The 26541-nt window shown below is 63.1% G+C and carries 28 protein-coding genes; 24 read left to right on the top strand and 4 right to left on the bottom strand.

The genetic code is table 11. From position 1 onward, the window contains the following. The first annotated feature begins 197 nt into the window (after positions 1-197). The 8 genes from NKI99_RS29040 (at position 198) to NKI99_RS29005 (ending at position 8500) form a co-directional block, all read left to right on the top strand. Positions 198-632, top strand: a complete 435-nt coding sequence (locus tag NKI99_RS29040; RefSeq protein ID WP_023811268.1) for an organic hydroperoxide resistance protein — start codon at positions 198-200, stop codon at positions 630-632. Continuing rightward, entirely contained in the window at positions 629-1132 is a 504-nt protein-coding gene (locus NKI99_RS29035; protein ID WP_023811267.1) for a MarR family winged helix-turn-helix transcriptional regulator, read from the top strand. The genes NKI99_RS29040 and NKI99_RS29035 overlap by 4 nt, the downstream gene beginning before the upstream one ends. Positions 1133-1308: 176 nt before the next feature. Next, the gene (locus NKI99_RS29030) at positions 1309-2106 is read left to right on the top strand and encodes a transporter substrate-binding domain-containing protein (protein WP_128304255.1); all 798 of its coding nucleotides are present in this window, start codon (positions 1309-1311) and stop codon (positions 2104-2106) included. A 210-nt stretch (positions 2107-2316) separates the two neighbouring features. Continuing rightward, complete coding sequence (locus NKI99_RS29025) at positions 2317-3129, top strand: amino acid ABC transporter permease (RefSeq protein WP_352613016.1); 813 nt, start codon at positions 2317-2319, stop codon at positions 3127-3129. A gap of 54 nt (positions 3130-3183) precedes the next feature. Beyond that, positions 3184-3819: a class I SAM-dependent DNA methyltransferase gene (locus tag NKI99_RS29020; protein WP_352613015.1), complete on the top strand. Its 636-nt coding sequence runs from the start codon at positions 3184-3186 to the stop codon at positions 3817-3819. A gap of 266 nt (positions 3820-4085) precedes the next feature. Beyond that, positions 4086-5495 carry a 3-isopropylmalate dehydratase large subunit gene (gene leuC, locus NKI99_RS29015; RefSeq protein WP_127413741.1) on the top strand — a complete coding sequence of 470 codons (1410 nt, stop codon included), beginning with the start codon at positions 4086-4088 and terminating at the stop codon, positions 5493-5495. 515 nt (positions 5496-6010) lie between these two features. Next, positions 6011-7207, top strand: coding sequence for a GGDEF domain-containing protein (locus NKI99_RS29010; protein ID WP_352613014.1), 1197 nt, complete (start codon positions 6011-6013; stop codon positions 7205-7207). 75 nt (positions 7208-7282) lie between these two features. Beyond that, entirely contained in the window at positions 7283-8500 is a 1218-nt protein-coding gene (locus tag NKI99_RS29005; protein WP_352613012.1) for a GGDEF domain-containing protein, read from the top strand. A gap of 62 nt (positions 8501-8562) precedes the next feature. Here NKI99_RS29005 and NKI99_RS29000 read toward each other — a convergent pair whose 3' ends face one another. Then, complete coding sequence (locus NKI99_RS29000; RefSeq protein ID WP_352613011.1) at positions 8563-8925, bottom strand: hypothetical protein; 363 nt, start codon at positions 8923-8925, stop codon at positions 8563-8565. 262 nt (positions 8926-9187) lie between these two features. Here NKI99_RS29000 and NKI99_RS28995 point away from each other — a divergent pair, with 262 nt between their 5' ends. The 6 genes from NKI99_RS28995 (at position 9188) to NKI99_RS28970 (ending at position 13983) form a co-directional block, all read left to right on the top strand. Next, the gene (locus NKI99_RS28995) at positions 9188-9616 is read left to right on the top strand and encodes a hypothetical protein (RefSeq protein WP_352613009.1); all 429 of its coding nucleotides are present in this window, start codon (positions 9188-9190) and stop codon (positions 9614-9616) included. Positions 9617-9876: 260 nt separating this feature from the next. Next, positions 9877-10296, top strand: a complete 420-nt coding sequence (gene sdhC, locus NKI99_RS28990) for a succinate dehydrogenase, cytochrome b556 subunit (protein WP_128304249.1) — start codon at positions 9877-9879, stop codon at positions 10294-10296. A gap of 2 nt (positions 10297-10298) precedes the next feature. After that, the gene (sdhD, locus tag NKI99_RS28985) at positions 10299-10694 is read left to right on the top strand and encodes a succinate dehydrogenase, hydrophobic membrane anchor protein (protein WP_352613007.1); all 396 of its coding nucleotides are present in this window, start codon (positions 10299-10301) and stop codon (positions 10692-10694) included. A gap of 1 nt (position 10695) precedes the next feature. Beyond that, positions 10696-12531, top strand: coding sequence for a succinate dehydrogenase flavoprotein subunit (gene sdhA, locus NKI99_RS28980; protein ID WP_352613005.1), 1836 nt, complete (start codon positions 10696-10698; stop codon positions 12529-12531). Between the two features lie 9 nt (positions 12532-12540). Next, on the top strand, positions 12541-13320 hold the full coding sequence (locus tag NKI99_RS28975; RefSeq protein ID WP_013528877.1) for a succinate dehydrogenase iron-sulfur subunit: 780 nt from the start codon (positions 12541-12543) through the stop codon (positions 13318-13320). Positions 13321-13353: 33 nt separating this feature from the next. Then, complete coding sequence (locus NKI99_RS28970) at positions 13354-13983, top strand: YceH family protein (protein ID WP_352613003.1); 630 nt, start codon at positions 13354-13356, stop codon at positions 13981-13983. Between the two features lie 55 nt (positions 13984-14038). Here NKI99_RS28970 and NKI99_RS28965 read toward each other — a convergent pair whose 3' ends face one another. Next, positions 14039-14464: an OsmC family protein gene (locus tag NKI99_RS28965; protein WP_352613001.1), complete on the bottom strand. Its 426-nt coding sequence runs from the start codon at positions 14462-14464 to the stop codon at positions 14039-14041. A gap of 220 nt (positions 14465-14684) precedes the next feature. On the opposite strand from NKI99_RS28965, the gene NKI99_RS28960 reads away from it, so the two are divergent. The 3 genes from NKI99_RS28960 (at position 14685) to NKI99_RS28950 (ending at position 15925) form a co-directional block, all read left to right on the top strand. Beyond that, a complete protein-coding gene (locus tag NKI99_RS28960; RefSeq protein ID WP_352555132.1) occupies positions 14685-14906 on the top strand; it encodes a hypothetical protein in 222 nt (73 codons plus the stop codon). Further along, positions 14903-15259, top strand: coding sequence for a YciI family protein (locus NKI99_RS28955; RefSeq protein ID WP_352555134.1), 357 nt, complete (start codon positions 14903-14905; stop codon positions 15257-15259). The genes NKI99_RS28960 and NKI99_RS28955 overlap by 4 nt, the downstream gene beginning before the upstream one ends. A gap of 138 nt (positions 15260-15397) precedes the next feature. Further along, entirely contained in the window at positions 15398-15925 is a 528-nt protein-coding gene (locus tag NKI99_RS28950) for a hypothetical protein (protein WP_127297690.1), read from the top strand. A 240-nt stretch (positions 15926-16165) separates the two neighbouring features. On the opposite strand, the gene NKI99_RS28945 is transcribed toward NKI99_RS28950, so the two are convergent. After that, on the bottom strand, positions 16166-17443 hold the full coding sequence (locus NKI99_RS28945; RefSeq protein ID WP_352613022.1) for a ubiquinone biosynthesis hydroxylase: 1278 nt from the start codon (positions 17441-17443) through the stop codon (positions 16166-16168). A gap of 97 nt (positions 17444-17540) precedes the next feature. On the opposite strand from NKI99_RS28945, the gene tesB reads away from it, so the two are divergent. From tesB to NKI99_RS28910, 7 genes are all read left to right on the top strand, one after another. Then, positions 17541-18416, top strand: coding sequence for an acyl-CoA thioesterase II (gene tesB, locus NKI99_RS28940; RefSeq protein ID WP_352442082.1), 876 nt, complete (start codon positions 17541-17543; stop codon positions 18414-18416). A gap of 217 nt (positions 18417-18633) precedes the next feature. After that, positions 18634-18972 (top strand): P-II family nitrogen regulator, encoded by a 339-nt coding sequence (locus NKI99_RS28935; RefSeq protein ID WP_013528889.1) that lies wholly within the window; start codon positions 18634-18636, stop codon positions 18970-18972. Between the two features lie 31 nt (positions 18973-19003). Then, positions 19004-20425 (top strand): ammonium transporter, encoded by a 1422-nt coding sequence (locus tag NKI99_RS28930; protein WP_023811246.1) that lies wholly within the window; start codon positions 19004-19006, stop codon positions 20423-20425. Between the two features lie 255 nt (positions 20426-20680). Next, on the top strand, positions 20681-20956 hold the full coding sequence (locus tag NKI99_RS28925; protein ID WP_013528891.1) for a hypothetical protein: 276 nt from the start codon (positions 20681-20683) through the stop codon (positions 20954-20956). A 260-nt stretch (positions 20957-21216) separates the two neighbouring features. Next, positions 21217-23886 (top strand): DNA translocase FtsK, encoded by a 2670-nt coding sequence (locus tag NKI99_RS28920; protein ID WP_352612996.1) that lies wholly within the window; start codon positions 21217-21219, stop codon positions 23884-23886. Between the two features lie 151 nt (positions 23887-24037). Next, positions 24038-24721, top strand: coding sequence for an outer-membrane lipoprotein carrier protein LolA (locus tag NKI99_RS28915; protein WP_127260135.1), 684 nt, complete (start codon positions 24038-24040; stop codon positions 24719-24721). Positions 24722-24888: 167 nt separating this feature from the next. Continuing rightward, positions 24889-25695, top strand: a complete 807-nt coding sequence (locus tag NKI99_RS28910; RefSeq protein WP_352442085.1) for an exodeoxyribonuclease III — start codon at positions 24889-24891, stop codon at positions 25693-25695. 29 nt (positions 25696-25724) lie between these two features. On the opposite strand, the gene NKI99_RS28905 is transcribed toward NKI99_RS28910, so the two are convergent. Further along, complete coding sequence (locus NKI99_RS28905; protein ID WP_352612994.1) at positions 25725-26504, bottom strand: DUF8692 domain-containing protein; 780 nt, start codon at positions 26502-26504, stop codon at positions 25725-25727. Positions 26505-26541: the final 37 nt, after the last annotated feature.

Below are 26541 nucleotides of genomic sequence, written 5' to 3'. Positions count from 1 at the left end.
ACGAACAGGATGGAAACGAATCTCCATCCTGTTCGATAGGTCTTACCAGATCCTCATCCAGCCCAACTTAAGTGAACTGCATTACGGCTTCGGCCGCCTTTTTTCGTTTCCGGGGGCTGGCTGGCGGAAAAGTCGGCGGTTGACTCGATTTACATCGTGTACTAAACAATCGTGCACGATTTAAATGGGGAAATGAAATGCCTGCATTGTATTCTACCCAAGCCCGCGCCGTCGGCGGCCGCGCCGGCCATGTCCAGAGCGATGATGGCTTGCTCAGCCTCGATCTTGCCATGCCCAAGGAGCTTGGCGGCAAAGGTGGCGCCACCAATCCCGAACAGCTTTTCGCCGCCGGCTATGCCGCCTGCTTCGAAAGCGCCATGCGCTTCATCGCCGGCAAGCAGAAACTGCCGCTGCAGGATGCCTCGGTGACGGCAAATGTCAGCCTGCACAGCAATGCGCAGGGCGGATTTGTGCTCGGCGTTTCGCTGGCAGCGGAAACAAAAGGTCTTGATCAGGCGGCGGCGGAAGCGCTTGTATCGGCGGCGCACCAGGTTTGCCCCTATTCCAACGCCATCAAGGGCAACATCGAGGTGGCGCTTTCGGCTAAGGCGCTTCCGGCAAAGGCAGCATGAACACAAAACAGACGGACGATACCACGCAGGCCTCGGCGGATTTCGCCGGGGTGCCGAAACTCGACGACCAAATCTGCTTCGCCCTCTATTCGGCTAGCGGGCTGATGACACGGCTCTACCGGCCGTTGCTCGAACCGCTCGGCCTCACCTATCCGCAATATCTGGCGATGATGGCGCTGTGGGAGCGAGCGCCACGCACGGTGGGTGGGCTCGGCGAGGTGCTGGGTCTCGATTCGGCGACGCTGACACCCCTGCTCAAACGGCTGGAGGCGGGCGGCTTCATCACCCGCCGGCGCGACGCTGCCGACGAGCGCCGGGTGCTTCTGGAGCTGACAGCCAAGGGACAGTCGCTACGCGGGCCCGCCAAAGACGTTGCTGTCCAGATACTCTGCCAATTTCCCCGCCTCAGCGCGGTCGAACTGGATGGCCTGCACCGCATCCTGGCCAAGCTCATTGCTGGGCTGCGCGAGACGGACGCCAAGGCACCGGCGGCTGACTGACCGCCGGCCAAGGCACGGATCTCCCGGAATCTTCCGATCGAGAGCATTGGAATCCGATTTCGCCCCAGGCGACACGGCAGAGCGTCTTGCATGACGCTTGCGGAAAGCTAAAGTCGGCGCCGGATTTTCCTGCAAGCCCGGCCATGCCCGGGTCATCAATTCCCGGGGAGTGTGTCATGACCAAATCGAAACTGCTGCTGGCGGGCCTGCTTGCCCTCGTCCTGGCACCCGTTGCCGCCTTCGCGCAGGCGCTGCCCGACCTCGGCGGCAAGAAGGTGGTGGTTGTGACCGAAAACGCCTATCCGCCGCTGCAGTTCATCGATGCCAAGACCGGCAAGCAGATCGGCTGGGAATATGACGCGATGAACGAGATCGCCAAGCGGCTGAATTTCACGGTCGAGTACCAGAACACTTCCTGGGACGCGATGATCCAGGCGGTTTCCGACAACCAGTACAACATCGGCATGACCGGCATCACCATCAAGGACGACCGCAAGGAGAAGGTCGATTTCTCCGACCCCTATATGCGCTCGGAACAGTTCATGCTGGTGCGCGGCGATGAGAGCCGCTTCACCGACGCCAAGACCTTCGGCGCCTTCAAGGACGGGCTGGTCGGCGCGCAGGCCGGCACCACGCCCTTCTACACCGCCGTCTACAGCGTGCTCGACGGCAATGAGCAGAACCCGCGCATCAAACTGTTCGAGACGTTCGGCGCGACGGTGCAGGCGCTGAAATCAGGCGACGTCGATGTTGTTTTGACCGATGGTACCGCAGGCAAGGGTTATGTCGATGCCTCCGAAGGCAAGCTGAAGTTGATCGGCGGACCGCTCGGCACCGAGGATTTTGGGTTTATCTTCCCGAAGGGTTCGGACCTGGTGAAGCCGGTCAACGCGGCCATCGCGGCGCTGAAGGCCGACGGCACCCTCGATGCGCTCAACAAGAAATGGTTTCTTGATTACAAGATGGGGCAGTAGTTCGCTGAACCTCACGCAGACACGGTGCTTGAACACCCCCCTCTGCCCTGCCGGGCATCTCCCCCGCAAGGGGGGAGATCAGCTGTCCGCCCTGCCTTCGCGTACCTCCAGCATTGAAGAAAAGGCGCGGGCATTGAAGCTGCCAATCTCCCTCCTTGCGGGGGAGATGGCCGGCAGGCCAGAGGGGGGTGCCTTGGCGCAATCCGTCTGATGCAGGTCCCTTGCTCTTCCTCCAAAGCCGACTTCCCCTGGTGGCTCGTCGTTGCCGCAGTCCTCGCCATCGCGGTGGCCGTCTTCGTCGCCACCAGCAACCTCTATACCCAGGTGTTCGCCACGGTCGCCAAGGGCATCGGCGTCACCATCTTCGTCACCGTGATTGCCTTCGTGCTGGCTTCGGCCATGGGTCTCGGCATCGCGCTGATGGGAATGTCCGGCTCGCGCTGGCTGCGCCAGATCGCGCGCTTTTATGTCGAGATCATCCGCGGCGTGCCGATCCTGGTGCTGTTGTTCTGGATCGCCTTTGCCGGTGCACCGGCCTTCGTCGCGGCTTGGAACGCGCTGACCGCGCCGCTGCAAAGTGCGGGCCTGTTCGGCGAGCTTTTGGTGCGCGACGTGTCGCTGCTCTGGCGCGCCATCATGGCGCTGACCATCGGCTATTCGGCTTTCATCTCGGAGGTTTTCCGGGCCGGCATCCAGTCGGTGGAGAAGGGCCAGATCGAGGCGGCGAAGGCGCTTGGGCTGACCCGCGCTCAGCGCTTCCGGCTGATCGTGTTCCCACAGGCAATCCGCACCATCCTGCCGCCGCTCGGCAATGATTTCGTCGCGCTGGTCAAGGATTCCTCGCTGGTCTCGGTGCTCGGCGTTGCCGACATCACGCAGATGGGCAAGGTCTACGCCGCCGGCTCCTTTCGCTTCTTCGAGACCTATTCGCTAACGGCCTACATCTATCTCATCCTGACCGTCGGACTGTCGCTGGCGCTCAGGGCGCTGGAGCGGCGGCTGCGCCGTCAGCACGAGGAATAGTTTTTCGGCGAAGACAGCATTACGATCCCCGAGCATTCCCGTTGAGGAGGTCCCATGATCGTCGACAAAGCCAATGCGGCGCTGGATTCCGTCTACACGGCCGACACGCCGGAAGCGCTTGAAGAGGCCTATGCCGCATGGGCCGCGACCTATGACAGCGAGACCGCCTCGCTCGGCTACCTCCTGCCTTTCCTGATCACCGCCTGGGTGGCGCGCCATGTGCCGGCGGGCGATGGCCCCTTGCTCGATGCCGGCTGCGGCACCGGCCTGTCGGGACCGTCGCTGAAGGCGCTCGGTTACCGCGACATTGCGGGGCTCGACCTCTCGCACGATATGCTGAAGATCGCCGGCAGCCGCAATGCCTACGGCGAACTGAAGCAGGCAATGCTGGGCGACACGTTGCCATGGCCTGACGGCCACTTCCGCGCCTTCTTCTCGACCGGAGTGTTCACCATCAGCCATGCGCCGGCCTCTAGTCTGCACGAGTTGGTGCGCATCACTCGCAAGGGTGGCCATGCCATCTTCACCGTGCGTGACCAGGTGTTCGAAAGTGGCGGCTTTCAAGCCGTGTTCGATGAGCTGGAGCAAGCTGGGAAATGGCGACCGGTCGAGGAAAGCCCGTGGTTCCGCTGCTATGCGATCGCCGAGCCCGAAGCGCTGGTGAAGACGTTTGTGTTTGAAGTGATCTGAGCGGAGAGGTTTGGGTTCTGCGAAGACACGCCGCAATTGCCGAAAACCCAAAACATTGGTATGAGCCACGCCATGGAAGAGCTTTTTGGCGATCCGGCCTACAAGGGGTTCGTGCTGCAGGACAGGAAACGCCTGCCGTCGCGCTTTTCCGCGCGCGTGTCCGGGGCGCTGACCAGCCGACTACCCTAGGCCGACCTGTTCAGGTCGTTTTCGCCGGGCCGCAAGTCAGGCGTCTTTCCCATTCTCATATCGACGGATTTACGCACATGAGCGCACCGCGCACCCTCTACGACAAGATTTTCGACGACCATGTCGTCGACCGCCAGGACGACGGCACCTGCCTGCTCTATATCGACCGCCACCTGGTCCATGAAGTGACCAGCCCGCAGGCCTTCGAAGGCCTGCGCATGACCGGCCGTAAAGTCCGACATCCGGAAAAGACGCTGGCCGTGGTCGATCACAATGTCTCGACCTCACCCGAGCGCAAGTTCGGCATCAAGAACGAGGAAAGCCGTATCCAGGTCGAGGCGCTGGCCAAGAACGCCAGGGATTTCGGCGTCGAATATTATTCCGAGAACGATATTCGCCAGGGCATCGTCCACATCATCGGTCCGGAGCAGGGCTTTACTCTGCCCGGCATGACCATCGTCTGCGGCGACAGCCACACCTCGACGCATGGCGCTTTCGGCGCGCTGGCGCATGGCATCGGCACGTCCGAGGTCGAGCATGTTCTGGCGACACAGACGCTGATCCAGCGCAAGGCCAAGAACATGCTGGTGCGCGTTGACGGCCAGCTGCCGGAGGGCGTCACCGCCAAGGACATCATCCTCGCTATCATCGGCGAGATCGGCACCGCCGGCGGCACCGGCTATGTCATCGAATATGCCGGCGAGGCGATCCGTGCCCTGTCGATGGAAGGCCGCATGACGATCTGCAACATGTCGATCGAAGGCGGTGCGCGCGCCGGCCTGATCGCCGCCGACGAGACGACCTTCGCCTATGTCAAGGACAAGCCTCGCGCGCCGAAGGGCGCGTCCTGGGATGCGGCACTCGAATACTGGAAGACGCTGCAGTCCGACGAGGGCGCGCATTTCGACAAGGTGATCGTGCTCGACGCGGCCAAGCTGCCGCCGATCGTCTCCTGGGGCTCGTCGCCCGAGGATGTGGTGTCGGTGCAAGGCATCGTGCCGAACCCGGACGACATCGCCGATGAAAACAAGCGCACCTCCAAGCAGCGCGCGCTCGACTATATGGGGCTGACGCCGGGCACCAAGATCACCGACATCACGCTCGATCGCGTCTTCATCGGTTCCTGCACCAATGGCCGCATCGAGGATCTGCGCGCCGTCGCCAAGGTGGTCGAAGGCAAGACGGTCAGCCCGCATGTCGATGCGATGATCGTGCCGGGTTCCGGCCTGGTCAAGGAACAGGCGGAAGCCGAAGGTCTCGACAAGATCTTCCTCGCCGCCGGTTTCGACTGGCGCGAGCCGGGCTGTTCGATGTGCCTGGCGATGAACGACGACCGGCTGAAGCCGCATGAACGCTGCGCCTCCACCTCGAACCGCAATTTCGAGGGCCGGCAGGGTTTCAAGGGCCGCACCCATCTGGTTTCGCCGGCCATGGCGGCGGCGGCGGCGATCGCCGGCCACTTCGTCGACATACGCGAGTGGAAGTAACCCGGATTTGAACAGAACCCGAGCCGCGTGGGCTCGGGTTCAAAGCTTCCCGTCACGGCGGACGAGTTCGTGGAACTCCTCGCGGCGTCCCGGCTGTTCGGCGGCGACCACAAGCGCAAGCTGTTGTTCCTGAAGAGCTTGAACCATTCGTCCCATTCGACGAGTTCATAGCCTCCCGCATTGAGCGGCCGTTCAGGCTGGTCCTGATCCTGATAGGCGTGCTGGCCGAAGACCAGCCTCAACATGGGCTGCGTCCCCGCCTCCGGCGATATGTCGACGATTGCGGGAAAGCCGGCGCGCCCGGCAGCCCACGAGCGGATCGCATCGTGGTCGGTCAGTGTGATTGTGTCGGCCATGGGTCGCTCCAGATTGTGAACGGAGGAACGCTGACTGGGGACTGCGGTTCCCTGACATTATTTTGAGGCGGCGGTCCTGCTTGCCGCATGGCTTAACCGCTTGTTTGGGCTTGCCCTCTAAGCTCTTCCCTGACGTAAGCCAGGGGAAGTCACAGTCGGTTGGACACGGGTCTGCTCATTGCGCTGCTCAACCCGACGATCGCGCTGGCGCTCGGCGCGGCGTTCCTTGTGCTATGGTCCTATCAGCGCCACCGCCCCTATCTGGCCGTTCTGGCGATCAGCTACAGTCTCTCGGCGGCTGGCTTCCTGCTCCAGTATTTCACCTTGCCCATCGGGATGCCGCTGACCAAGCTTACGTCGAACATCTGCTTCACCATCGCTGCCTGCTGCCTGTCCAGCGCCGTCATCCACCGTTATGGCCGCAAGGTGCCCTCTGTGGGGATCGCCGTGTTGGCGGGCGGCGGCCTGGCGTCGTTATGCTGGTTCCTGTTCGTCGCGCCGGATCTCACCTGGCGCATCCTGGCGATGAATTTCGCATTCGGCGGCATCAGCCTTCTGGTTGCCGCCGAACTGCGCCCGGTACGCAACAACGGCCCGACCGAAAAAATCCTGTTTGTGCTGTCGCTGCTGTCGGGCGTCAATTTCTTCGTGCGCACCCTTGCCGTCGTCATCGCGCATGGGCCCTTCGCCAGCTATGACGGGTTCTATGGCTCGTCCTACTGGACGACGGCGCTGCTGTCGCACGCGCTGCTCTCGCTGCTCATCGCGCTGTGCCTGTTTTCCGCCGCGGCACTCGACGTGTTGAAGGCATTGAAGACCGAGACCTATACCGACCCCCTGTCGGGCCTGCTCAACCGGCGTGGCTTCGAGGAGCGAGGCATGCGGCTCTTGCAGCACTGCGCCTCGGCCCGGTTCCCGGTCGCGCTGGTGCTGGCCGACCTCGATCACTTCAAGGCGCTCAACGATGTGCATGGGCATGGGGCGGGCGATCGGGTGATCGCCGACTTCGCCGCCAAGCTTCGGTCGGCGGCCGGCGCGCGCGGTGTTGCCGGGCGTATCGGCGGCGAGGAATTCGCGGTGCTGCTGCCCCTCAGCGATCTTGCGGCGGCGCGGCTGTTCGCCGAAGCGGTGCGCACCGTCTATTCGGCCGGCCATGTCGACGGGCTTCCCCAGGGAACGAAGGTGACGGCAAGCTTCGGCGTGGCGGCCCGCAGCGGTGGCGAGGCGCTGGAGCCGCTGATGCGCCGTGCCGACGATGCGCTCTACAAAGCCAAGAAGAACGGCCGCGACAGTGTACGCCTGTCCTATGAGCGGCCGGAAACGGCGTTCCTGCCGGAGCCGCTCAAGACCGGCTGAATCTGTCCGGCCGGGACGGCGTTAACGTCTTCTTCGCCCGTCGATGATTAGCTGTCGGCGCGGGTGCGGGAGAACATGAGCGGCGCCAACTTCATCCTGTTGATCAATCTGTCGGTTGCCGGCCTGCTGGCGGCATCCTTCATGGCGGTCGCCTTCCACGATGTCGGCCGGGCGCCGGCGCGCTGGCTGGCATTTGGCTATCTGCTGGGCATGGCCTATTCGGCCATCGAATTCTCCATTCCCGCTTTTGCCGACGCGCGGCTCCCGGTCGTTGCCGCCTTCGCGGTCTTCCTTGGCGCCACCATTGCGTTCAATGGCGGGCTTGCCCGCAAATACGGCGTGGCGCCGCCCTGGAAGCCGATGCTGTTTTTCCTGTTGGCCACCACCATAGCCGTGTATTTCGTGCAGGACCTGCCTCGCCAGTCGCTCATCCGCATCATGGCTTACCAGCTTCCCTATGCGGTCATGCAGTTCGTCGGGCTGGCCATCGTCTGGTCATCGAGGCAAAAGCTTGACCGTCTCGATCGCATATTGATGGCCGTGCTGGCGGCGAGCGGCCTGCAGTTTGCCTCCAAGCCGTTCATCGCGCATGCGCTCGGCGGCTGGGGCGCCAATCCGCAGGCCTATCTGCAAAGCAACTACGCGCTGGTGTCGCAATCGCTCGGCACTGTCTTTGCGCTGGCGCTGGCGCTGCTGATGCTGGCCATCCTGGTTCGCGACGTGCTTGCCGAAGTGACGTCGAAGTCGGAGACGGACACGCTTTCGCGCCTGCTCAACCGCGGCGGCTTCACCCGCCATGCCGAGCTGGCGGTGCTTGGCGCGATGCGGCAAGGCGTGCCGGTCGCGCTGGTCATTGCCGACCTCGATCATTTCAAGAGCGTCAACGACAGTTTCGGCCATGCGTCAGGCGACCGGGTGATCGAGATTTTTGCAGGCTTCCTGCGCGAAGCCGCCGCCGCGCATCACGTTGCCGGCCGCATCGGCGGCGAGGAGTTCGCCATCATCCTGCCGGGAACCAACCTTGCCGCGGCGCGGCTGTTCGCCGAGGGCACGCGCAGCGCCTTTGGCGGGCTGCCCATCGACGGGCTGCCGGCTGACAACCGCTGCACCGCGAGCTTCGGCGTCGCCGAACTTCATCCGAGCGAAGACTTTGCCGATCTGATGCGGCGCGCCGACCAGGCGCTCTATCAGGCGAAGAATGCCGGGCGCGATTGCGTGCGCGTCTCCGCCGGGCCTGCCGGCAATTGGTCGTCAGCCGGAATGGAAGCCAGAGCAATTTCAGGAAAAGTGTGAAACGGTTTTCCCGGGAAAAGCGCATAGCGCTTTCCCTTGGAAATTGCGTCCAGACAAAGAGACTAGCGGCAGGGGCTGAGCTCGGGCATCTCGCCGTCGGAGAGACCGTACATATAGGAGCGGCCCTTCACCAGCACCGGCGGCCGGTAGCAATCGCTGTATCCGCTGATCTCGTCGGCTTCGTTCTCGTAGATCACCTTGGGCTGGCCGGCGCTGGTGTAGTCGGATAGCTGCTTGGCCAGCCTGCCTTCGCCGACGATAATGCGCTTGTAGCCGGCGGCGCTGTCGACGACGAGGTTGCCGAAGGAATCAGCGTAGACACGATCCTGATGCCGGGCGCCGGCGAGCGCTGGCGCTGCAAGGCCAACGACCGAGGCCGCCACGATGAGCGCCGCAAAGCGCGATCTGCCCGAATTCGAACGCATGGCGTCCTCCGTGTCTTGAGGGAAAGCCTCCTCGAATCAGAAATTAACGTTTTCTTAACCTTTGTTAAGAGGCCGGTGCGTTTGGCGGCGATGTCTCGGTAAACATGGTTAATATCCGTTAATATCCGACTGGATGGAAAACCCGGTGGCCATCATTCGGCCATGCTCGGCCGCACCATCGCGGCGGCGTCCGCCCCGGCGTCGCGACGACGTTGATCTGGACAAAGCATCGCGGCTGGTTTGCCGCGCGGGAGGACAGCATATGGCGCTACGCCGGCCGATTTGGGTGTCCGTTTTCCCGTTGCTCGGTGTCGTCGCTGCCTGTGTGCCGCAGGACAGCGCGCCGAAGCCGGCCAATACCGTCGTCGTCTCACCTGCACCGGCTCAGCAGTCCGTCGAAGCCGCGGCGCCTCCGGCAGCTGCAATCAAGATCATCACCGACCTTACCGCGCCGCGATCCGGCATAGGCGCGGCCACCTACAGATGCGGCAACAACGGTATCATTTCCATCCAAAATCTTGGCACGTCGTTGCGTGTGGTCGGGTCCGACGGCGCGACCGAGGAGTTTGCGGCGTCGCCCGCCAACCAGACCAGCCGCTACCAGACGGCCACGCATGACGCAATCGTGATCGACGGACGCGAGGCGCTGGTGATGAAGAAGGGGTCGACGCCGCAGACCTGCAAACGCTAGCGCCAATCTCAACATCGCTGGGCCCTTGGGCCAGACATGTTGCACTGCAGCGATATCGAGCCGGCTTCAGGCCTCCCGGCCTAATCGATTGAAGCTCAAGCAGGCCTTTTAGTCAGACTAAATTACGTTTTCGAAACGGTTTTCTGGCTTTGACGCGGTGCAAAAAGAGCATTAGAAACCGGCTGTCCGAAGTCGCAACCGGAAGCGGCAATGCCGCATTTCCACCTGAGGCTCCAGAGAGACGCCGAACTGGGGGAGCCATGAGCAAATCACCAGCCACCCGCGAATTTGTCAGACGTGAACGGCCGATTTCGCCGCACCTCACCGTGTACCGGCCACCGATCACCATGACGATGTCGATCATTCACCGCATCACCGGTGGCGCGCTGTATTTCGGCACGCTGCTGGTCGCCCTGTGGCTGATGGCGGCGGCAAGCTCGCAGGCGACGTTCGATTGGGCCAATTGGGCCTTCGGCACCTGGCTCGGCCGGCTCATCCTGTTCGGCTACACCTGGGCGCTGATGCACCATATGCTGGGTGGCGTGCGCCATCTGGTCTGGGACACCGGCGCGGGTCTGGAGAAGCATACCGCCTCGAAGATCGCCTGGGCGACGCTGGCCGGCTCGATCCTGCTCACCCTGCTGATCTGGATCGCCGGCACTATGGCGCGGGGAGCCTGATCATGAGCGGCAAAAACACCGACATGCGCACGCCGCTGGCGAGGGTCCGCGGCCTCGGCTCCGCCCGCGAAGGCACCGGGCATTTCTGGCGCCAACGCCTCACCGCGATCGCCAACATCCCGCTGATCCTGTTCTTCGTCGGCTTCCTGATCGCGCTCAACGGCGCCGACTACGCACATGTGCGGGCAGCTCTTGCCAACCCGTTCGTGGCGCTGGTGATGGCCCTGGTGCTCATCTCCGGGCTCATCCATATGCGGATCGGCATGCAGGTGATCATCGAGGATTACGTGCATGGCGAAGGCATGAAGCTGGCGCTGATCGCGCTCAATACATTTTTTCCCATAGCGGTCGGCGTCGCCTCGATCTTCGCCCTGCTCAAGCTGACATTCGGAGGCTGAGTTGGCCAAGGACGCGACACAAGCCAACAGCGCTGGCTACACTTATGTCGACCACAAGTTTGACGTGGTGGTCGTTGGCGCCGGCGGCGCCGGCCTGCGCGCCACGCTCGGCATGGCCGAACAGGGCCTGCGCACCGCCTGCATCAGCAAGGTGTTCCCGACCCGCTCGCACACGGTGGCGGCGCAAGGCGGCATTGCCGCCTCGCTGTCCAACATGGGTCCCGATTCCTGGCAGTGGCACATGTACGACACCGTCAAGGGCTCGGACTGGTTGGGCGATGTCGACGCCATGGAATATCTGGTGCGCGAAGCGCCGGCCGCGGTCTACGAGCTCGAACATTACGGCGTGCCGTTTTCGCGCACCGAAGAGGGCAAGATCTACCAGCGGCCCTTCGGCGGCCACATGATGAATTACGGCGAAGGTCCCCCGGTGCAGCGCACCTGTGCCGCCGCCGACCGCACCGGCCATGCCCTCCTGCACACGCTTTACGGCCAGTCGCTGAAGAACAATGCGCAGTTCTTCATCGAGTATTTCGCGCTCGACCTGATCATGGAGCCGGACGGCACCTGCACCGGCGTTCTTGCCTGGAACCTCGATGACGGCACCATCCACCGTTTCTCCGCCAAGATGGTGGTGCTGGCGACCGGCGGCTATGGCCGCACCTATTTCTCGGCCACCTCGGCACACACCTGCACCGGCGACGGCGGCGGCATGGCAGCGCGTGCCGGCTTTCCGCTGCAGGACATGGAGTTCGTGCAATTCCACCCGACCGGCATCTATGGCGCCGGCTGCCTGATCACCGAGGGTGCGCGCGGCGAGGGCGGCTATCTCGTCAATTCCGAGGGCGAGCGCTTCATGGAGCGCTATGCGCCGTCGGCCAAGGACCTTGCCTCGCGCGACGTCGTCTCGCGCTGCATGACGCTGGAAATCCGCGAGGGCCGCGGCGTCGGCAAGAACAAGGACCACATCTTCCTACATCTCGACCATCTCGATCCCGCCGTCCTGCATGAGCGGCTGCCGGGCATTTCGGAATCGGCCAAGATCTTTGCCGGTGTCGACCTGACCAAGGAGCCGATCCCGGTGCTGCCGACGGTGCATTACAATATGGGCGGCGTGCCGACCAATTACTGGGGCGAGGTGCTCAATCCGACGGCGCTCAATCCCGACCAGGTGTCGCCCGGGTTGATGGCTGTCGGCGAAGCCGGCTGTGCCTCCGTGCATGGCGCCAATCGGCTCGGTTCGAATTCGCTGATCGATCTTGTGGTGTTCGGCCGCGCGGCGGCTATCCGGGCCGGCCAGGTCATCGACCGCAAATCGGCCATCCCTTCGCCCAACGAAGCCTCGGTCGAAAAGATCATGGACCGCTTCGACCGGCTCCGCCACGCCAATGGCTCGACGCCGACGGCGGTGCTGCGCGAGAAGATGCAGAAGGCGATGCAGGAAGACGCGGCCGTATTCCGCACGCAGGAGTCCCTCGAAAGCGGCTGCAAGCGGGTTTCGCAGATCTGGGGCGAGTTGAAGGACATCAAAGTGTCCGACCGCTCGATGATCTGGAACTCCGATCTGGTCGAGACGCTGGAGCTGGAAAACCTGATGGCCAATGCCATCACCACGGTCTACAGCGCCGAGGCGCGCAAGGAGAGCCGTGGCGCGCACGCACGCGAGGACTTTTCGGCGCGCGACGACGCGGTCTGGCGCAAGCATACGCTGGCCAGGCTGAGCGAAGACGGCAAGGTGACGCTCTCCTACCGGCCGGTGCACACCGAGCCGCAGCTGGCTGAAAAGGACGGCGGCATCAGCCTCGCCAAGATCGCGCCCAAGGCCAGAGTGTATTGAGGATCGAACATGGTTGAACTCACGCTCCCGAAGAATTCGCAGATCAAGCCGGGGAAGACCTGGCCGAAGCCGGAGGGCGCCACCAATCTGCGGGAATACCGCATCTACCGCTGGTCGCCGGACGATGACGAGAACCCGCGCATCGACACCTATTTCGTCGACATGGACGATTGCGGGCCGATGGTGCTCGACGCGCTGCTGTGGATCAAGAACAAGATCGACCCGACACTGACCTTGCGGCGTTCCTGCCGCGAAGGCATTTGCGGCTCCTGCGCCATGAACATCGACGGCTCCAACACGCTCGCCTGCACCAAGGGCTGCGACGACATTTCCGGCGCGGTAAAAGTCTACCCGCTGCCGCATATGCAGGTGGTCAAGGATCTTGTGCCGGACCTCACCAATTTCTACGCCCAGCATGCCTCGATCCAGCCCTGGCTGAAGACGGTGTCGCCGGAGCCGGCCAAGGAGTGGCTGCAGAGCCACGAGGACCGCGAGAAGCTCGACGGGCTATACGAATGCATATTGTGCGCCTGCTGCTCGACCTCGTGCCCGAGCTATTGGTGGAACGGCGACCGCTATCTCGGCCCGGCAACGCTCTTGCAGGCCTATCGCTGGCTGATCGATAGCCGCGACGAGGCCACCGGCGAGCGGCTCGACAACCTCGAAGATCCGTTCCGGCTCTATCGCTGCCACACCATCATGAACTGCGCGCAGACCTGCCCCAAGGGCCTCAACCCGGCCAAGGCGATCGCCGAGATCAAGAAGATGATGGTTGAGAGAAGGGTTTAGGCTGGCGGTCGGTTGCTGGCGAAAGCAAATCCAATGAGCGATGATCTTCCCATCCTTTCCCTGGTAGAAGCCCGTGTGCTCGGCTGCCTGATCGAGAAGAAGGAGCTGACGCCGGATGTCTATCCGCTCACGCTGAATTCAGCACTGGCCGCCGCCAACCAGAAGACGGCGCGTGAGCCGGTAATGGCGCTGGAGCAGACCGAGGTGCACCGGGGCCTGAAGCTGCTCGAACAAAAGGGGCTGGTGAGGCAGATGTTCGGTTCGCGTGTCGAGCGCTACGAGCACCAGATGGCGCAGCGCTTCTCGCTGACCACGCCGCAGACCGCTTTGATCGGCTTGCTGTTGCTGCGTGGGCCGCAGACCGCCCATGAATTGTCGGCGCGGGGCGAGCGCATGGCGCGGTTCTCATCGATCGAAGATCTGCGCGCCGAACTCGACATGCTGATCGGACGTCGGCCGCCACTCATCCAGGAAATCCCGCGAGGACCGGGCCAGCGCGAGGACCGCTACGTGCATCTGCTGAGCGGCCCGATGGACGTTGCAGCCCTTTCGGCGCAGCGGAGTGCATCGGCCCTGCCTGCTTCCGACCTGGAAGCCCGGCTAGACGCACTGGAGCAGGAAGTCGCCGCACTTCGCGCCCGGCTGGACGCGCTGGGAGCATAGGTCCCGGCGCGCGCCTGGGCGTTCGCGCCGGGTCTTCACACTGGATGCAGCGTTTTCAGCCGAGCCTGGCGTCGAGCGATACGTTTATGGCGCCGAGCGCCTTCGAGACCGGGCATCCGGCCTTGGCCTTCTCGGCCAACTCCCCAAATTTCGCCGCATCGACGCCCGGCACCTTGCCGACCACGGTGAGGGCGCTGCCGGTGATCCCCGTGCCGGGAACCAGCGTCACCACGGCTTTGGCGTCGAGTTCGGCGGCGGGGGTGCCGTTCTCGGCCAGGAAATGCGAAAACTGCATGGCAAAGCAGCCGGCGTGCGCGGCGGCGATAAGTTCTTCCGGATTGGTGCCGGATTTGCCGCTTTCGTCCTCGAAGCGTGCCTTGAACGAATAGGGCGTGCCTTTCAGGGTCCCGCTCTGGGTGTCGAGCGTGCCTGTGCCCCCTTTCAGATCGCCTTTCCAGATGGCGTTTGCGGTGCGGTCCATGAATTCCTCCTTGTTACAGCGGTGGCGCCGGCCAGGCGGCGTTCCTCCCAACTATAGCGCGGGCGCGAGGGAAGGCCACCGCGCTGTTTGCGCGCGCATGCAGCGCCGGCGGACCGCGCCGAATCTTTTTTTGAAAAAATGTGCGTGCAAAAATGTCGACTTGCATCGGCCCCGACCGTCCTGCGGGGACCACGGATTCTCGTGGCGGATGGAGGTTCGGATGAACAATCTGTTTTCTGCCCATTGGACAAGCACCGGCCGAAGGGCTGATCTAGGGGAAAGCGACCCGCTGCATGTGCCGCCCTCCGGCTTCGGCCGGCTGCTTGCGGCAGTTGCCATTATCGGCATTGCGGTCAGCCTTCTCGATCATGTTGCTGCCGGCAAGGACTCAACCGATATCGTGATCGCCTATGGTTCGTCACAGCAAAGGAGCTGGAAATGAGATATGTCTGTCTGGTCTATGGCGAGGAAAACGACCTCCATGCCATGACGCCGGAGCGTCTGGCCAAGCTCGATGCCGATTCCATGGCTCATGACCGGTCATTGGATCAGCGTGGGATGCTGATCGTCGCACAGGCGCTCCAATCGGTGAAGACGTCGAAGACGCTACGGCGACGCCAGGGCAAGCGGCTGATCACCGACGGCCCGTTCGCCGAAACCAAGGAGCAGTTGCTCGGCTTCGTCATGATCGAGGCCGACAATCTCGACCAGGCGCTGGAGATCGCCGGCGAGATCCCGCTGGCCGAAATAGGCACCATCGAGGTGCGGGCGATCTACGATGTGCCGGGGTCATAGCCCGCCATGTGCTACAGCCACGCGGAAACCAAGACATTCGACTGAACGATCGTCCTGGTTCATTTCGTGCGCAACTTTTGCGTGTTGAAGCAAGGCGAGAGTTCTCCTATCGTCGCCGGGGTTCTTGGGGATTTCGACATGCCTTTCCTGATTGCTCTCCTTGGCGTGATGGGCGCGGCGGCGTTCTGGTGGTATCGGATGAAGGCAATGAACGACGCGGCTCGTGAGGTTGCGGACGTTGTCGGGCGCGTACAGGGCAACATCCGCCGCAAGAAGCTGCGCAAGCAGGCGGCGCTGTCGCCGCTGACGGCGATCGATGATCCGGTCGTAGCGGCGGCTACGCTGATCACGTCAATCGTCTCCGAGGATGGGCCCATCCTGCCGCAGCGCGAGGCCGTCATCCGCGCGGTGATTTCCGAGATCGCCGACAAGAAGAAAACGGACGAAGCGGTGGTCTACGCCAAATGGGCGGCGTCACAGATCGACGACACCACAATCGTCATCGACAAGCTGGCGCCGTTCCTGCGCGAGCGTCTGGATGTCGCCGAGCGAAACGATCTGCTGCAGATGGTCAACCGCGCCGCCCAGGGCGGCGAGAAACGCCTCGAAATATCCGACCAGAGGATATTGCGGCTGCGGCAAAAGCTGGGTTTTGAGGTCAATTGATCGCATACCTTGGCGATTGGCGGAAACGCCCATCGCTTTCGTCATCCTGGGGCGGAGCAAGGAGCGAAGCGACGCGGCGCAGACCCCGGGATCCATGCCGCGACTCAAACGCGTCACCACGGTGCAGAATTCTGCTCCGCTGCATTCTTCAGCCAAGGTCGCGGCATGGATCCTTGGGTCTTCGCTCCGCTTCGCGTCGCTACGCTCAAGGATGACGACGTTGGGGATGCTGGCGGCGGGTCAAATCGCCTCGCCCTTCAACAGTCTTGGCGTGCCGGCGGACAGTCCCGACGCCTGGCGGATGAAGAATTCCTTCAGGCGCGGCATGCGTTCGACGAGGCCGAGGCCGATGTCGCGGACGGTGCGCAGCGGGCCGATATCGTTGGAAAACAGCCGGTTCAGCGCGTCGGTGGTGACACCCATCTGCACCGTGTCGAAGCGGCGCCACTGCTGGTAGCGCTCGAGCACGTCGAGCGCTCCGATATCCTGGCCGAGCCGGTCGGCCTCGACGATCACCTCGGCAAGGGCTGCGACATCCTTGAAGCCGAGATTGAGGCCCTGGCCGGCGATCGGGTGGATGCCGTGGGCGGCATCGCCGGCGAGCGCGATGCGGGGTGCGACGAAGGCACGCGCAATGGTCAAGCCGAGCGGCCAGGCGCGCGGCTTGTCGGCGGCGCGGATCTCGCCAAGCTTCAGGCCAAAGCGCTGTTCGAGTTCGTGTTCGAAGAGGAGATCGTCACCGGCCACCAGCTTCTCGGCGTCGGGCGTACGTTCGACCCAGACGATCGACGAGCGGTTGGTGCCGTCCTCGCCGGGCTTGAGCGGCAATGTGGCGAAGGGGCCAGCCGGCAGGAAATGCTCTTCGGCGCGACCATTGTGCGGGCGTTCATGCGCCACCGTGCAGACGATGCCGGACTGGCCATATTCCCACTTCACCGTCTTGATGCCGGCCATGTCGCGCAGCTTCGAGTTGACGCCGTCGGCGGCGACCAGCAGCCGGGCCTTCAGCGTCGCGCCGTCGGCGAGATGCACGGTGATACCGGCGCCGTTGGTCTCGAACCCCTGCACGGCGACGCCTTCGATGATGTCGATGCCGAGTTTTTCGGCACGGGCCCGCAAGGCGCCGTTCAGCACCCTGTTGGCGACCATATGCGCAAAAGGCTCGCCCGGCGCCACTTCGCCGTCGAAGGTCAGGAAGGCCGGACGCACCGGATCGGCGGTGCGCGAATCGGTGATGATCATCTCGGTGATGGCTTGTGCCTGCGGCGCGATCTCGGCCCACACGCCGAGCTGGTCGAGCATGCGGCAGGCGGCGGCGGCAATGGCCGAGGCGCGGCCATCCCTTTGCCAGGCGCCGGCAGGTGCGGCATCGACGAGAGCGATGGCGAGACCCGGTCGCGCCTGCTTCAGCGACACGGCGGCGGCCAGGCCGACATAGCCGGCGCCGGCGACCAGGACATCGAGCCCGGATATTGTTTTCACGTTTGCCCCGGTTTTCGTGTCCGCCTTGCGTTCCATCATCTTCGCTCCTGCGCGCCGCCGGGTCCTGCACCCTTGACTGCCTGTTCGTCCTGTCGGAAACCGCCATAACACTTCTGCGGTGAGGGCGCGAAATATGACGGCAGCCATGGACGAGCTTCTCGGCATTCTCGACCTCGAGAAGCTGGAACACAATCTGTATCGTGGTCGCAGCCCCTTGCTCGACTGGCAGCGCGTGTTCGGCGGCCAGACCATCGCCCAGGCGCTGGTGGCGGCGCAGCGGACAGTGGATCCCGATCGGTACGTGCATTCGCTGCACGGCTATTTCATGCGGCCCGGCGACACCAAGGTGCCGATCGTCTACGAGGTCGACCGTATTCGCGACGGCGGCTCCTTCACCACGCGGCGCGTGGTGGCGGTCCAGCACGGCCAGGCGATCTTTTCGCTCGAAGCCTCGTTCCAGCAGGACGAGGTCGGTCTCGAGCACCAGGTGCCGATGCCGCAGGACGTTCCGGGGCCGGACACATTGCTGTCGCAACGCGAATTGCTGGGCAAATTCGGCGAGGCGGTGCCCGATGGCATCAAACGCTACTGGGAGCGCGACCGGCCGATCGAGATGAAACCGGTGATGCTGAAGCATTACACCAGCCGCGAAAAGCTGGAGCCGAAGCAGAATATCTGGATCCGCACCACCGGTCCGGTGCCGGCGGACCGCGCCATCCAGGCGGCGGTGCTCGCCTATCTCTCCGACATGACGCTGCTCGACACATCGACCTTCGCGCATGGCCGCGCCATTTTCGATCGCGATATCCAGGCGGCGAGCCTCGACCACGCCATGTGGTTTCATCGCAGCCATGCGCTCGACGACTGGATGCTCTATACGCAGGACAGCCCGTCGACACAGGGGTCGCGCGGCTTTACACGCGGGTCGCTATTTGCCCGCGACGGCACGCTGATCGCCTCGGTTGCACAGGAAGGGCTGATCCGGCTTAAGCGACCGCCTGCAGAGTAGGCATTTTCCAAAAATTGCCTAACTTTTAGGCAGATGCACCGCCGCAGCTGTGGGCAGGTTGCGTCGGTGCGCTCCCTAAACTGTTTGCTTACAACGGGTTAACACCCTGCTTCGGCACTTGGCACGGAGCTTGAATCCTTGTGGGCACTCTCCGGCTCTTTGGGATCGGTGAAGGTGTGCAAACGCGGGGGACCGCAACAGCAAAGGGTGAAACCTTATGAAAATCGTGATGGCAATCATCAAGCCGTTCAAGCTCGACGAGGTACGCGAAGCGCTTACCGCCGTCGGCATCCAGGGCCTGACCGTCACCGAAGTCAAAGGCTACGGGCGTCAGAAAGGGCATACGGAGATCTATCGCGGGGCGGAATACGCGGTCAGCTTCCTGCCGAAGATCAAGATCGAAGTCGCGGTCAGCGCCGACATGGTCGACAAGGCCGTCGAAGCCATCACCGCCGCCGCCAAGACCGGCCAGATCGGCGACGGCAAGATCTTCGTTTTCGGCATCGATCAGGCGGTGCGCATCCGCACCGGCGAAACAGACACCGACGCGCTCTGAGCGGCGATCACGTATTCCAATGGAGAGTTCAATGAATATTCCTTCCACCTTGAAGTCAGCGGCGCGCTCCGCGCTGCTCGGCTCGTTCGCGCTCGGAGCATTGGGCACGGTCGCCGCATTCGCGCAGGAAGCGGCTCCCGCCGCGGCTGCAGCGGCGCCAGCTTTCACCGTCGACAAGGGCGACACCACGTGGATGATGGTTTCCACCGTTCTGGTGCTGTTGATGACGGTTCCCGGTCTTGCGCTTTTCTACGGCGGCCTGGTTCGCAGCAAGAACATGCTCTCAGTGCTGATGCAGGTCTTCACCATCACCAGCGTGGTCATGATCATCTGGGTTTTCTACGGCTACAGCCTCGCCTTCACCCCGGGCAACGCCTTCGTCGGCGGCCTTTCCAAGATGTTTCTCTCCGGCGTCGATGTGACGACCCTGTCGGAAACCTTTACCAAGGGTGTCGCCATTCCTGAACTGGTGTTCGTCGTCTTCCAGATGACCTTCGCCTGCATCACGCCGGCCCTGATCGTCGGCGCCTTCGCCGAACGCGTCAAATTCTCCGCTTTGATCCTTTTCGTGATCCTGTGGGTCACTTTCATCTACTTCCCGATCGCTCATATGGTCTGGTTCTGGGGCGGCCCGAGCGCTTATAGCGATCCGACCGGCCTCATCTTCAGCTTCGGCGCCATCGACTTCGCCGGCGGCACGGTCGTTCACATCAATGCGGGCATTGCCGGCCTCGTCGGCGCGCTCATGATCGGCAAGCGCAGCGGCTACAAGAAGGATCTCATGGCGCCGCACTCGATGACGCTGACCATGGTCGGTGCTTCGCTGCTGTGGGTCGGCTGGTTTGGCTTCAACGCCGGTTCGAACCTTGAAGCGAACGCCTATGCGGTGCTGGCCATGATCAATACCTTCGTCGCCACGGCGGCGGCGGCGGTGACCTGGATCGTGCTTGAATCGCTGCTGCGCGGCAAAGCCTCCATGCTTGGTGCTGTTTCGGGTGCGGTGACCGGCCTCGTCGCCGTCACGCCCGCTGCCGGCTTTGCCGGCCCGATGGGCGCCATCGTGCTCGGCATCGTCGCCACCTTCGTCTGCTACTTCTTCGTCTCGGTGGTGAAGAACGCGTTCGACTACGACGACAGCCTTGATGTCTTCGGCGTCCACTGCATCGGCGGCATCATCGGCGCGCTCGGCACAGGCATCCTGGTCAATCCTGCCCTCGGTGGCGCCGGCATTGTCGACTATTCGACGGCCGACTTTGCTGCCGGCTATGCCGGCACGGCCACCCAGCTCCTGGCGCAGGCCAAGGGTGTCCTGGTGACCCTGCTATGGTCGGGTATCGGCAGCGCCATCCTCTACAAGATCGTCGACCTGATCATCGGCCTGCGTCCGACAGCCGACGCAGAGCGCGAAGGCCTCGACCTCACCTCGCATGGCGAAGCGGCCTATCACTCGTAAGCCCTGTGCGAGGCGGCCTCGGCCGCCTCGTATTCTCCCATCCCGTCGTGACGCTCCCGAAAGGAGTTCACGCATTGAGGCCCGGATCATGTCCGGGCCTCTTTTTTTGGCAAGCCGTTCCGGCAATGCCCGGCTTCACGCAATCACGTTCGTGTGATCAGGTTTTTTGAGGAAACAACGACCGCTCTGGTTCCGAACAGTGGAGGCGATCGTCGTTCTGACGCTCGTGCCAACAACAGGGAAGGAAACCATCTCATGAACCTCAAGAACATCTGCCTCGGAGCGCTTGCTCTTTCCATGATCGGCGGCGTGGCTTTTGCCGGTGCTCTGGATGAGCCCGACAACATGGCGCCGTTCTTCACGGACTCCGGCATGAAAACCATGAAGCCGATGGCGGATTTCAAGACAGCCTTCATGGCCATGCCGATGGAAAAGCAGGAAGCGATGAAGAAGGAATGCCAGGATGCGGCGATGAGCAAGCCGCATGCGGAATTCTGCGCCAATGTGCAGGCGCTCGGCGGCGCCAACTGATTTGCCGCGATCGGGCCGAGACCCGATCTTTGTTCCAGACGACCAATGGCGGGCTGCCAGCCCGCCATTGGTCGTTCGATGGAAGCTCCATCGGCCCGTCGTCCATCATTGCCTCAAGCGGCTCAACCGGCGGTAACGAGGTTTGATCATCTCAACCTCTTATAGTTAATGCGCCTTTAACCTTCCCACCGATAGTCTGAGACCCGAATCTGCCGGAGTGCGCCACGCACCCGGCGAGTCCACGACAGACGGGGAAGAGCATGCGTTCAGGGGCTTCAGCACCGCTCGCGCTGGCCGATACGGGGCACGGCATCCAGGCGTTCGCACGGCGTCAGGTCGGGCGGCTGGTCGGCGTCGGCCTGTTCGCGCTAGCCGCCTTTGGCGTTGCCAGCCTTGCCACCTGGAATGTCGCCGATCCGAGTTTTTCCCACGCGACAAACAACACCGTCACCAACGCCATGGGCTATGCGGGTGCCGTGTTCTCCGACCTGGCCATGCAGTTCTTCGGCCTCGCCGCCGTCGCGGCCCTGGTTCCGACGGTCATCTGGGGCTTCCTGCTGTTTTCCGCGCGCGGTGTCGACAGGCTGCCCAAGCGCGGGCTGACCTGGTTCGGCTTCGCGCTGCTGGCCGCGGCGATGGTCGGCTGCGTTGTGCCGCCCAAGACCTGGCCGCTGCCCACCGGCCTCGGCGGCGTGTTCGGCGACATGGTGCTGAAGATCCCCGGCGTCGTCATCGGCGGCTATCCGACCGGGTTGATCGCCAGCATCATCGCCATCCTGCTGTCCGCTCCCGCGCTGTGGCTCTTTGCCCATGGCTCGGCGCTGATCGGACGCAAGAACGGCTTCGCCGTCATGGAGGACGATCCCGCCGCCGATCCGCGCGAGGACGACCTTTTGTTCGACAATGACGAGGACGAAGGCGACGAGGGCATCCTGGCGCTCGGCGCCATCACCCATTGGTGGCTGTCGCTGCGCGCGTGGATGCACCGCCGCGCCTTGCGCCGCAGGCAGGAGCGGGACGAGTACGAGCCGGAGATGGAGCAGCGCTCCACCGCTTGGCGGCGCGCCGCAGAACGGGTCGAATCGGCCGAGTTTGCCGAGCAGCGGATGAGCCAGGATGGCCGCGCCCGCGTCGAGCCCGAATTCTTCGCCGCCATGGTCAATGACCGCAGCGTCTCGCTCGATCCCGACGATGCCGATATCTTCGAGGACCGCTTCGACAATGCGGGCGAGGATGCCGATTTCGACGATGAGCCTGTCGTGCAACGCCGCGGCGCGTCGACCGCCAAGGTGCAGCCGTTCCGCTCCGACGCAGCCACCCGCGTCGAGGCGCCGGCGGCGCGCCCCGTGCCCGGCGCCCGCGTGCAGCGCGAGGCGCAGACCTCGCTGATCGGCTCGGAAAAGTTCGAAATGCCGTCGCTGCACTTCCTCTCCGAACCGAAGAACGTGGTGCGCGACGCCAGCCTGTCCAAGGACGCGTTGGAGCAGAACGCCCGCTTGCTCGAAGGCGTGCTGGAGGATTTCGGCGTCAAGGGCGAGATCATCGCCGTGCGTCCGGGTCCGGTGGTCACGCTCTATGAGCTCGAACCGGCGCCCGGCATCAAATCGTCGCGGGTCATCGGCCTGTCCGACGACATCGCCCGCTCGATGAGCGCCATCGCCTGCCGCGTCGCGGTGGTGCCAGGCCGCAACGCCATCGGCATCGAACTGCCGAACGCCAAGCGCGAAACCGTCTATCTCAGAGAGATCCTGGCCAGCCGCGATTTCGAGACGACGAAGGCCAAGCTGGCGCTGGCGCTGGGCAAGACCATCAATGGCGAGGCGGTCATCGTCGACATCGCCAAGATGCCGCACGTGCTTGTCGCCGGCACCACCGGCTCGGGCAAGTCGGTCGCCATCAACACCATGATCCTGTCGCTGCTCTACCGGCTGACGCCGCAGGACTGCCGGCTGATCATGATCGATCCGAAAATGCTGGAACTCTCGGTCTATGACGGCATCCCGCATCTGCTGACGCCCGTCGTCACCGATCCGAAGAAGGCGGTGGTGGCGCTGAAATGGACCGTGCGCGAGATGGAGGACCGCTACCGCAAGATGTCCAAGGTCGGCGTGCGCAACATCGACGGCTTCAACGCCCGCGTCAGCCAGGCGGACAAGAAGGGCGAAAAGATCTCGCGCACCGTGCAGACCGGCTTCGACCGCCAGACCGGCGAGGCGATCTACGAGACCGAGAACCTCGATCTCGAGCCGATGCCCTATATCGTCGTCATCATCGACGAGATGGCCGACCTGATGATGGTCGCCGGCAAGGACATCGAAGGCGCCGTGCAGCGCCTGGCGCAGATGGCGCGCGCCGCCGGCATCCACGTCATCATGGCGACGCAGCGGCCGTCGGTGGACGTCATCACAGGCACCATCAAGGCCAATTTCCCGACCCGCATCTCCTTCCAGGTGACGTCCAAGATCGACAGCCGCACCATTCTGGGCGAGCAGGGCGCCGAGCAGCTGCTCGGCATGGGCGACATGCTCTACATGGCCGGCGGCGGCCGTATCCAGCGCGTTCACGGCCCGTTCGTCGCCGACGAAGAGGTCGAGAAGATCGTCGCGCACCTGAAGCTGCAGGGCGTGCCGGAATATCTCGACGCCATCACCGAGGATGACGGCGAGGATGACGACGAGCCGTCGGGCAAGGGTGGATCCGGTGGCGGCAACAGCAATTTCGAGGATTCCGACGATCCTTACGATCAGGCGGTCTCCGTGGTGCTGCGCGATGGCAAGGCCTCGACCAGCTATATCCAGCGCCGGCTGGGCATCGGCTACAACCGCGCCGCCTCGATCATCGAGAAGATGGAGAAGGAAGGTATCGTCGGCCCGGCCAACCATGCCGGCAAGCGCGAGATCCTGGTGCCGACCGAAGAGGACAAGTTCTGACCAGAAAGCCTGACCCTTGTGACATCCCGGTCCGGCAACCTTGAACCTTTCAAGGCGTTGAAGCGACCAAGGGACGCCTGACCCGCCAAATTTCAGCCTAACTGGGGGTCCAAGCACAGAACAACTCAGGAATTGGATGAGAGTGACCGACATGAAAAACGATCTTTCAGCGCTCAGCACATTTGCTCCCTCCCGGCGTCAGTTGCTGGGCCTCGGCCTGGCGTTTGCGGGGGCGGCAGCCTTCAACGCGGTACCCGGCTTCCAGGTGCTGGCTTCGGCGCAGGCGGCCGTGCCGGCCGCGGCACAGAAGATCGCCGACCACTTTTCCTCGGTCAAATCGATGAGCGGCGAATTCGTGCAGTTCGGCCCCAAGGGCGAGCAGACCGGCGGCAAGTTCTTCCTTGAACGGCCGGGCAAGATCCGCTTCAACTATGACGGCTCTTCGAATTTCCGGGTGATTTCAGACGGCAAGTCGGTGGTCATCCTGAACAAGAGGCTCAACACGTCCGATCTCTATCCGTTGTCGAAGACGCCTCTGAAACTGCTGCTCGACACCAGGATCGACCTCTCCGGCGACCGCGTCAAAAGCGTCAAGCAGGAGGATGACCTCACCACCATCCAGCTCGCCGACAAATCGGTGTTCGGCAATTCGAAGATCACCATGATGTTCGATCCGAAAACCTTCGATTTGCGGCAGTGGACGATCACCGACGCGCAGGGCAAGGATACGACGGTGATGATCTTCAACACCAAGGAAGGCGTCAGCTTCGCGCCGGATACTTTCGCCATCGACTACACGGCGAACCGCGAGCTCAACACCAACAAGGCGCGCTAACCCAGTTGTTATAGCTGTGGAAAGCACCGGGCCGCGCCTCGTCGGGCGTTGCCCGGCTTGTCTTTGCGGCCCGCGGCTGGCAATTTCCCGGACTGACTCCGTCAAAAGGCGTCTTCCCCGCCGGAACCCATCGGTTCTGGTCGGCCGCACGCTGTCCTGGATTGCCAATGCCCTTTTCCGTCGCCACCTGGAACATCAACTCCGTTCGCCTGCGCATGCCGATCGTCGAGCGCCTGCTCGTCGAGCATGCGCCCGACGTGCTGTGCCTGCAGGAAACCAAGGTTCCCGACGACCTGTTTCCCGAAAAGGCTTTCCGCAAGCTCGGCTACGAACACATCGCCTTCCATGGCCAGAAGGGCTACCACGGCGTAGCAACCGTGGCGCGGCGGCCGATCGAAGTGGTCGAAAAGCGACGCTTTTGCGAGATAGAGGACAGCCGGCACCTCTCGGTCACGGTGCGGGCCGGCGGCAAGGCGATCCTGCTCCACAATTTCTACGTTCCGGCGGGCGGCGACGAACCGGATCCCGTCATCAACAGGAAGTTCAAGCACAAGCTCGATTTCGTTGCCGAGATGAATGCCATCCGGGCAGAACATGACGAGGTGTCCGGCTCGGTGCTGGTCGGCGACCTCAACATCGCCCCGCTCGAGCATGACGTCTGGTCGCACAAGCAATTGCTCAACGTGGTCAGCCACACGCCGATCGAGACGGAAAATTTCGAGGCGATGCGCCGCGCCGGCGACTGGGTCGACCTGATGCGGCTCAACGTGCCGCATGAGCAGAAGCTCTACACCTGGTGGAGCTATCGCGCGCAGGATTGGGAGCTGTCCAATCGCGGCCGCCGTCTCGACCACGTCTGGTCGTCGCCAAACCTGGTGCCCAGCTTTTCCGGCTACGAAATCCTGCGTCCGGCGCGCGGCTGGGAGCGCCCGTCGGACCATGTGCCTGTGATCGCGCGGTTCGATCTGGACTAGCCTGCTCGAAGATGCGGGGCCTGCGGCAGTCAGTCGGTAGAGGTGGAGTCGGCTGGATCCACCCACGGACGGCCCAATCGTGTCACCATCGCCGCGTACCCAACGGCACCTGCCGCCCAAAGGAAGATGCCAAGCTCTTTGACGACGTCTTCGGCGATGGCGGCCGCAGAACCAGGGGTAGGAAACAGCTCTCCGAGCTGGTCAATCGATGCTGACATCGCGAGCAGGAAGCCTGCGGCCACAAAGACGATCGTGCCGTCGAATGTCTTTCGTCGCAGCCGAAAGAACCAGAACAACCCGGCGGCGGCGTAGACAATCATCGGAACGATCTCCTGTATCCCTACAATGGGCAGCACGTCCTCATGGATCAACAACAGGTCATCGAGGCCCAAGAACAGGGTAAGGCCGCCGAGAAACGTGCAATCCCATCGATGCGTGAGCAGGCCAGCAAACAGGGCCGCAGCGCCGGTGCCGATCCATAGCGAAGCACCCAGGGACGAAATCCACCCCGTATAGAAGCCGACTTCGGCGGCTGCAGATGGATCTCGATAAAAGATCCAAGCGTCCAGGCCACGAATTTGCGCGATGAACAGCGCGGCTAAGAGCATCGCAAAATTAATCGCCGTCGCCGCCAGTACGACCAAGCGCCAGGCTATTATCCATTCGCCGCCATGCTTTGTGTTCAGCGCGTTGTTCTCTGGCATTGCTATTCTCATTGAGGACTGAGAGGAACTCCACTGGAACCAAAGTACGACAGCCGCCAGATTTGCCGCCGAGAACTTCGCCTGCATTGTGCCGGTGGTCACCATGATTGCAGCGCTTCGCCCCACCGAACCCATTATACCA

Origin of the sequence: Mesorhizobium sp. M0239 (genome assembly GCF_040321815.1) — a bacterium.
Lineage (GTDB): Bacteria > Pseudomonadota > Alphaproteobacteria > Rhizobiales > Rhizobiaceae > Mesorhizobium.
This window is presented reverse-complemented; position numbering and strand designations above follow the sequence as displayed.